The organism is Microcoleus sp. Pol7_B2, from assembly GCF_036701035.1.
In the GTDB taxonomy this organism is placed as follows: Bacteria; Cyanobacteriota; Cyanobacteriia; order Cyanobacteriales; family Microcoleaceae; genus Microcoleus.
This window is the reverse complement of sequence record NZ_JAUBQB010000043.1, coordinates 52,397-58,396: the sequence shown is the minus strand read 5'-3', so window position 1 is coordinate 58,396 and position 6,000 is coordinate 52,397. Positions and strand designations below refer to the sequence as shown.

Sequence of the window (6,000 nt, the reverse complement as noted above, 5' to 3'; positions counted from 1 at the left end):
TTAATGAATCCCAAACATCTCAAAAACTGGTTTGCTAATTGCTGCTACTGTACCTCATAACATCCGGAAGTGCTGTAGGTTAATTGCGGCACAATTACAATCTAGTAGGATAAGATGAGCAAGTTTCAATCCCTGATAGGGAGTTAGGTTAATTGCGGCAAATTCGGATACCCTACAGCCGGGGCTACCATACCCGTTTCAATCCCTGATAGGGAGTTAGGTTAATTGCGGCTTTATTATTAGAAATTAGCTGAATCAGAAAGTGAATGGGTTTCAATCCCTGATAGGGAGTTAGGTTAATTGCGGCTCATCCCGATCGCGCCCGTTGATGTTACTTCGTGTTTCAATCCCTGATAGGGAGTTAGGTTAATTGCGGCTTCTGTTGCAATGGGCATGGGCAATCACGGTGGTTTCAATCCCTGATAGGGAGTTAGGTTAATTGCGGCTTGAATTCCGTCGCGAGTTTATCTAGTTCAATCTTGAGTTTCAATCCCTGATAGGGAGTTAGGTTAATTGCGGCTCGACAACTTGCCCTACGACTGCCGACAAAACTTGTTTCAATCCCTGATAGGGAGTTAGGTTAATTGCGGCTCCCGATCATGGCAATCCCCCGCTTGAATCTAGCACTGCCGTTTCAATCCCTGATAGGGAGTTAGGTTAATTGCGGCCCAGCATCTTTCGGCAAGGATGCGATCGGGATATTTCCGTTTCAATCCCTGATAGGGAGTTAGGTTAATTGCGGCGGGAGTTTAAGGCTTTAGGAAGCTACCGCAAAGGTTTCAATCCCTGATAGGGAGTTAGGTTAATTGCGGCGCTGTCGCCCAGCGCTACGAGAGGATCGAATGCGATCGTTTCAATCCCTGATAGGGAGTTAGGTTAATTGCGGCCTTGAAGGGGAGGTGTTTTTAAACTAATGGCAGAAGTTTCAATCCCTGATAGGGAGTTAGGTTAATTGCGGCACGTTCGGACGTGGTTTGCTGTTAATCAGCGACAGTTTCAATCCCTGATAGGGAGTTAGGTTAATTGCGGCTTGCCCCTTGATGGTCGTGCCTGGATACAGCAAAGTTTCAATCCCTGATAGGGAGTTAGGTTAATTGCGGCTGTCCGTAGATGCCCATAATACCTCTCTCTGGGGTTTCAATCCCTGATAGGGAGTTAGGTTAATTGCGGCCAACCAGTAGTCTTCGACATCATACTGATGGTTAGTTTCAATCCCTGATAGGGAGTTAGGTTAATTGCGGCCGCCCGTTCCAGAAGCTTTGCTGTATTTGGTTTTCAATGTTCATTTGCGTCTGCATAAAACAAAAGTACCATTTCAGCCTTCGACTTGTCAATACCCCAATTTTCATACAGCCCTCAAACCCTTTTCCAGCATAGATTCCAGCGATTGCGTCTACCATTGTTAAGCTTGAAGTGCCTCTAACCCTTAGAGCATATACATTATAGCCCCCAAAATTAACACCTCGATTTTTACACCTACGCATAGACGCATTTTCCACCCAAAAACAGACCCCAAGCGATCACCACTTCCCCAAAGCCCCCCAAACAGTACCCGAAACCACCCCCCAAATCGCCCCCAAACCAGCCCCCACGATCGCCCCCGCCACAGGCCCCAACTCCACCGGCACTCCAGCGCTAACAGCCGGAAACATCGCAGACACGCCCGCACCCAACACAGCACCCGCCAAAGTCCCCAAAAAACTGCCCCAAATCGCCCCCAAAGCTGCACCCTTCAAGCCCGAAGGCTGAAACGAAATCGGCAACTTCGGCGAAAACCCGCAAAAACCCAACAAACCCCCAGAAACCACACCTCCAACAGAACCCACACCAGCCGCCACGATCGCCACACCCAGCAGCAAACCCGCAAACTCATTCACCGGCCGCATCTGGACACCGTATTGCTGCCAAACCACCAGCCCAGCCCCCAAAAAAACACCAGCCAGAGTCCCCACAAACGAGCCCCAGACCGCCCCCAAAGACCCTCCCCGCCGGCCCCACACCCTCCCCGCCGGCAGCGCCAGAGGAGGCCGAAAACTCGCCCAAACACAGCCCCAGACAGCACCAACTCCCGCCCCAGCCAAAATCCTCTCCCCGATCCCCGGAGTGCTATTAATCGCGCCAAACACCGCACCGCCGATCGCCGCCAACAAAAAAGCCCCCCAAGCCGCCCCCACCAAAACTCCGCCCCACTTCCGCCAAATCTGATTCGGCGGCAAAGTAAAAACGCCCCACATCATCCCAAAAAAACAGCCCCAAATCGTACCAACAAAAATCGCCCCCAAAATAGCGCCGCCGCCCTCAGCTATTACCGAATAAATCCCCCCGATCGCCGCCAAACACAAACTACCCCAAACACCTCCCCAAGCAGCATCCTGAACAATGCGCTCAAACTTGCCCACGGGAACCCGAGGCGCAGGAGTTCGACTCCGAGGAGACATCGGCATCGGTAGCAAGGGCACTGCGTACTGGCCGAGGGGGCGGGGCAGCCCCGTGGCGGGCTGTTGCCGGCGCATTGCGGGCTCCCTCACGACGGGCGGTGGTTGGGGCTTTTTACGCTTGATTTTCGCGGGTTGCAAGTGCAATCCGTTGCTGATTGCTTGCCGCGAAGGAAACGGATCGCGCCCTTTGAGGAGTTTTGCCCGATCGCACCAAGGACAGCGACTCAGGTGATTTCCGTATTTATGCTGACTATTTCTGCTGCAAGTAACTAAAGCATCTTCTGCTTCCCGAATCGCATTCACCCAAGTTTTCGCATCCGGGCGCGCCGAAGGATTGCCGTGCCCTTCCTCAAAACAGCGGATAAACATCTGCCGCAGCCGCGGATGCAGCATCTCAAAAGGAGGCGCAGCGGGCATCGGGCGGTAGGGAATCCGTTTCGTACCTGTGGGGAAATGGCCCGATCGAATTCTCGCTTCCAAAGACGGTGGTTCATCGCTACCGAGATAAACTCCCGCAAACGGGTGCGTACCTTCCATCAGCAATTGAAAAATTAATACCGCTAAACCGAACAAATCGTGCTCTGGGGATCGATCGATATCGCGGAAAGTCTGCCCCTGCAACTCCGGCGGGGTAAACTCGGGTTTCCCCACGGGACACCGATAAACGTAACCCGTATAAGGATCGCGGACTTGAAACGAATCCGTATCTACCAGCGTTACCAACGCCGTATCCGTCACGAGAATGTTCGACTCGTTTACGTCGCCGATGACGTAACCCCTGACGTGGAGGGCATTTACAGCCGAGGCGAGATTTCGGGCGGTACGGTGGAGGTAAAGATAGCTAAATAGCGGTTTTTGTTCGCGCCTGGTTTTGGGAGTGTAGAAAGTGTGTACCGGCATCACTTTGTTGACGCGCGGCATCACAAAACCGACGATTTTTTCTCGCCCGCCCACAGTATGCAGCAAATCGATCGGCCAAGCAATGGAAGCGTGCCCGGGTTCCGCGATCGGCGCATCCGGCGGCATACTGAACATGACTGTGAGTTTGTCGCCGTCTTCGTCTGTCGGTTTGTGGTAGATTTTTGCTACAAGGGACGAGTCTTGGGCGATCGGGTAGATGCGACCTTCACCCCCACTGGCGATCGCGGTTTTGGTGTCGATCGCAATCAGTTGTCCGCTAAATTGGCGCTGCAACTGCATAGAATTCCGTTATGGGATACAGGATTTGGAAGCCATCACTCAATAAATTTGACTTGCCCATTAAATCTTACCTTTGTTAGGACTTAGGCACCGGTGAGGAGAAACCGGGTTTTTCACCAAAAGAGGCGTTGCAGCCCGCAGATTCGGTAAAAAACCCGGTTTCTTGGGTGGGAGTGGGTAAGCCCTGTTTCCATTGGTGGGATGGGCGTCCCGCCCGTCCGTCCCTTGGTGAGAGGGGCGTCCCGCCCGTCCGCGCTATCAAAATTAAATGTGAACCAGCTTCAAATCCACCGACAATAACAACATTTTATCCTCAATTTTTTGTCTGACGGCCGGTGTCACCTGACAATTATCGCTGTTGAGGCATTCCACCAGCAAGTTGTGGGCATAGTAATACTGTTTCAGCAAAGTTTTCTGTTGGGGGCGGAAGTCTCGATTGTAGCCGATCGCAGTTTTGAATTTTGCCAGCCAACAGCTACCGCAATCTTTGCGCCACTTTTTCCAGTTTTGCAAATCAGGCATCTGAGTCTGAAATTGGGCCAGCAGTTGTTTAAGTTCTGGTTCAATATCCAGCGCCAAAATGCCAACCAAGATACCCGCCACATCATTCTCAAAAGTCAATTTCAGAGACTCGTTAACATCCGCAAATTCTACCTTTTTTCGAGCTTTTGCCAAACAATTCCGAAACTTGCGAACTTTCGATCTATCAAACTTCAGACTCGGATCGAGGACGCGAGTCAAAGCCAAATCTAGCACGCAAACTAATGCCACATAAAAAGCTCGAATTTCCGCCGGTTTGAAATTCCTTTGCACTAACTGAGACTTGTGATTTGCCCAGATTAGCAACTGCTGCAAAGTTTCATCTTTAGCGGCCATACTGTCAAGTTTTTGTTGCATCAGCAGCAAAAGTTCGTCAGCCGGTTGCAAAATGCTGACAACTCTCACAAATTCATTTTTCCATTTTTTGTCTGTAATCCGGCTGACCAATTCTGGCAGCGATTCCGGGTTCGCACTGTCAATCAGATATTCGGGTTGAGTGTCGCTTTCCTCTAGCAGTTCGTCAACTGCGCTTTTGATAAAGTTATCCACCAACCAGTCGCGGGTACGCGAGAAATTGCTCTCCAACTCTAGGTAATGGCTGCCTAATTTTGCCTTAAAGTCTTTGGGAAAAATTTCTTTGGCCACTAACATATTTTTCCAGCGAGTTAGCTGGCTGGCGTTGCGTTCGGGAAAGCGGTTGTACAAATAGTCGATCGCGATCGCATCTAGAATATCCGCACCCAGGATTTCCCGCCGTTTCACCTCGGTTTCGGGTTCTATTTGTCGCCGCTGAGTTAGATCCAGATGCTGGCTAACATTTGGTTCAATCAAGCGCTGAATCAGCCAGTTTCCCCCACGAAAAAAATCGCGATTAAACTCCAAGTAAATCGCGCCAAACAAAGCTTCACAAGTCTCAGAAAAAACTTTTTTGTACTCGCTTTCTTCTGTTTCTCTCCCATTCCCTACGCGCCAACTGAGTTCGTTTAATTTCAATTTTTGTGCAAAATCCGCAAGTTTTTTGGGTTCTGCTAAACGAGCTTTTAAGGTTGAGACAGCATCGGGATATAGTTCTGGATATTCGCGGTAGAGGTAATCGGTAACAACAGCACCGAAAATCGCTCCCCCTAAGAGTGACAGCCGTTTGTACTTAACCTCTTGCCAAGCGGGAGACTCCTCCGGGCGATCGGAGTAATAGCTGGTAGAGTTACGGCAATTTAAGGCAATTTCCAGGAGTTTTGTCTGCTGAAAGCTGGGAATGTCGATCGCTGCTTTGACTGCTTCAATATCTACCTTTTTATTTTTTATTAGCTCTAATTCTTCTTCACATTTTCCCCACTTTTCCAACCAATCACCGCCAGCATCTTCCACATATAAATCCACAAAATCCACCCCATAATTCATCCATTCATCCTGCATCTTTCTGGCTGCTTCCAGTTCTTCCCATACTTTGTGCAAGTTATTTTCAACGATGCTCGTACCTTGTACAGTCATAGTATTTTATTTTGATGTAATTTGATTTTATTTCCAACAAGTCCACCGCGATTTAATCAAATCTCAATTCAATTTAGGCAGAGTTGCTAGTTATTTCACAAGATTGATTGCGGCGGTCAATCTTCCCGTTATGTAGCCTTCGTAGGAAGCACCTCTTGCCAGCGTCTGGCAAACTCCTCCCGGAGACAGAAAAGGGGAGGAAAAATCTTGGTCGGTTTTCCCTTTTCCCGAAGCAGTCTGGGGGTTAGGTTTTTGGCATTGTCGACAATTGTGCAATATGTGAGTTAGTCAAATTTTTTTTCACAGAGTTTTGGAGCAGTCGAACTATTCT

At 49.6% G+C, this 6,000-nt stretch carries 2 protein-coding genes and 1 CRISPR repeat array; both genes read right to left on the bottom strand.

Annotated elements, in window-relative coordinates; translation table 11 throughout:
* Positions 1–122 precede the first annotated feature (122 nt).
* Positions 123–1,242: direct repeats of the CRISPR family, unit length 37 nt; unit sequence GTTTCAATCCCTGATAGGGAGTTAGGTTAATTGCGGC.
* 278 nt (positions 1,243–1,520) lie between these two features.
* Positions 1,521–3,638: a DNA-binding protein gene (locus QUA57_RS17120; RefSeq protein WP_333062358.1), complete on the bottom strand. Its 2,118-nt coding sequence runs from the start codon at positions 3,636–3,638 to the stop codon at positions 1,521–1,523.
* A gap of 264 nt (positions 3,639–3,902) precedes the next feature.
* A complete protein-coding gene (locus tag QUA57_RS17115) occupies positions 3,903–5,669 on the bottom strand; it encodes an NACHT C-terminal helical domain 2-containing protein (RefSeq protein WP_333062357.1) in 1,767 nt (588 codons plus the stop codon).
* Between the last annotated feature and the right edge of the window lie 331 nt (positions 5,670–6,000).

Bases quoted from the DNA above. Each gene is read 5' to 3' on its own strand.
- QUA57_RS17120 (WP_333062358.1), bottom strand. From the start codon at position 3,638: ATGCAGTTGCAGCGCCAATTTAGCGGACAACTGATTGCGATCGACACC.
- QUA57_RS17115 (WP_333062357.1), bottom strand. From the start codon at position 5,669: ATGACTGTACAAGGTACGAGCATCGTTGAAAATAACTTGCACAAAGTA.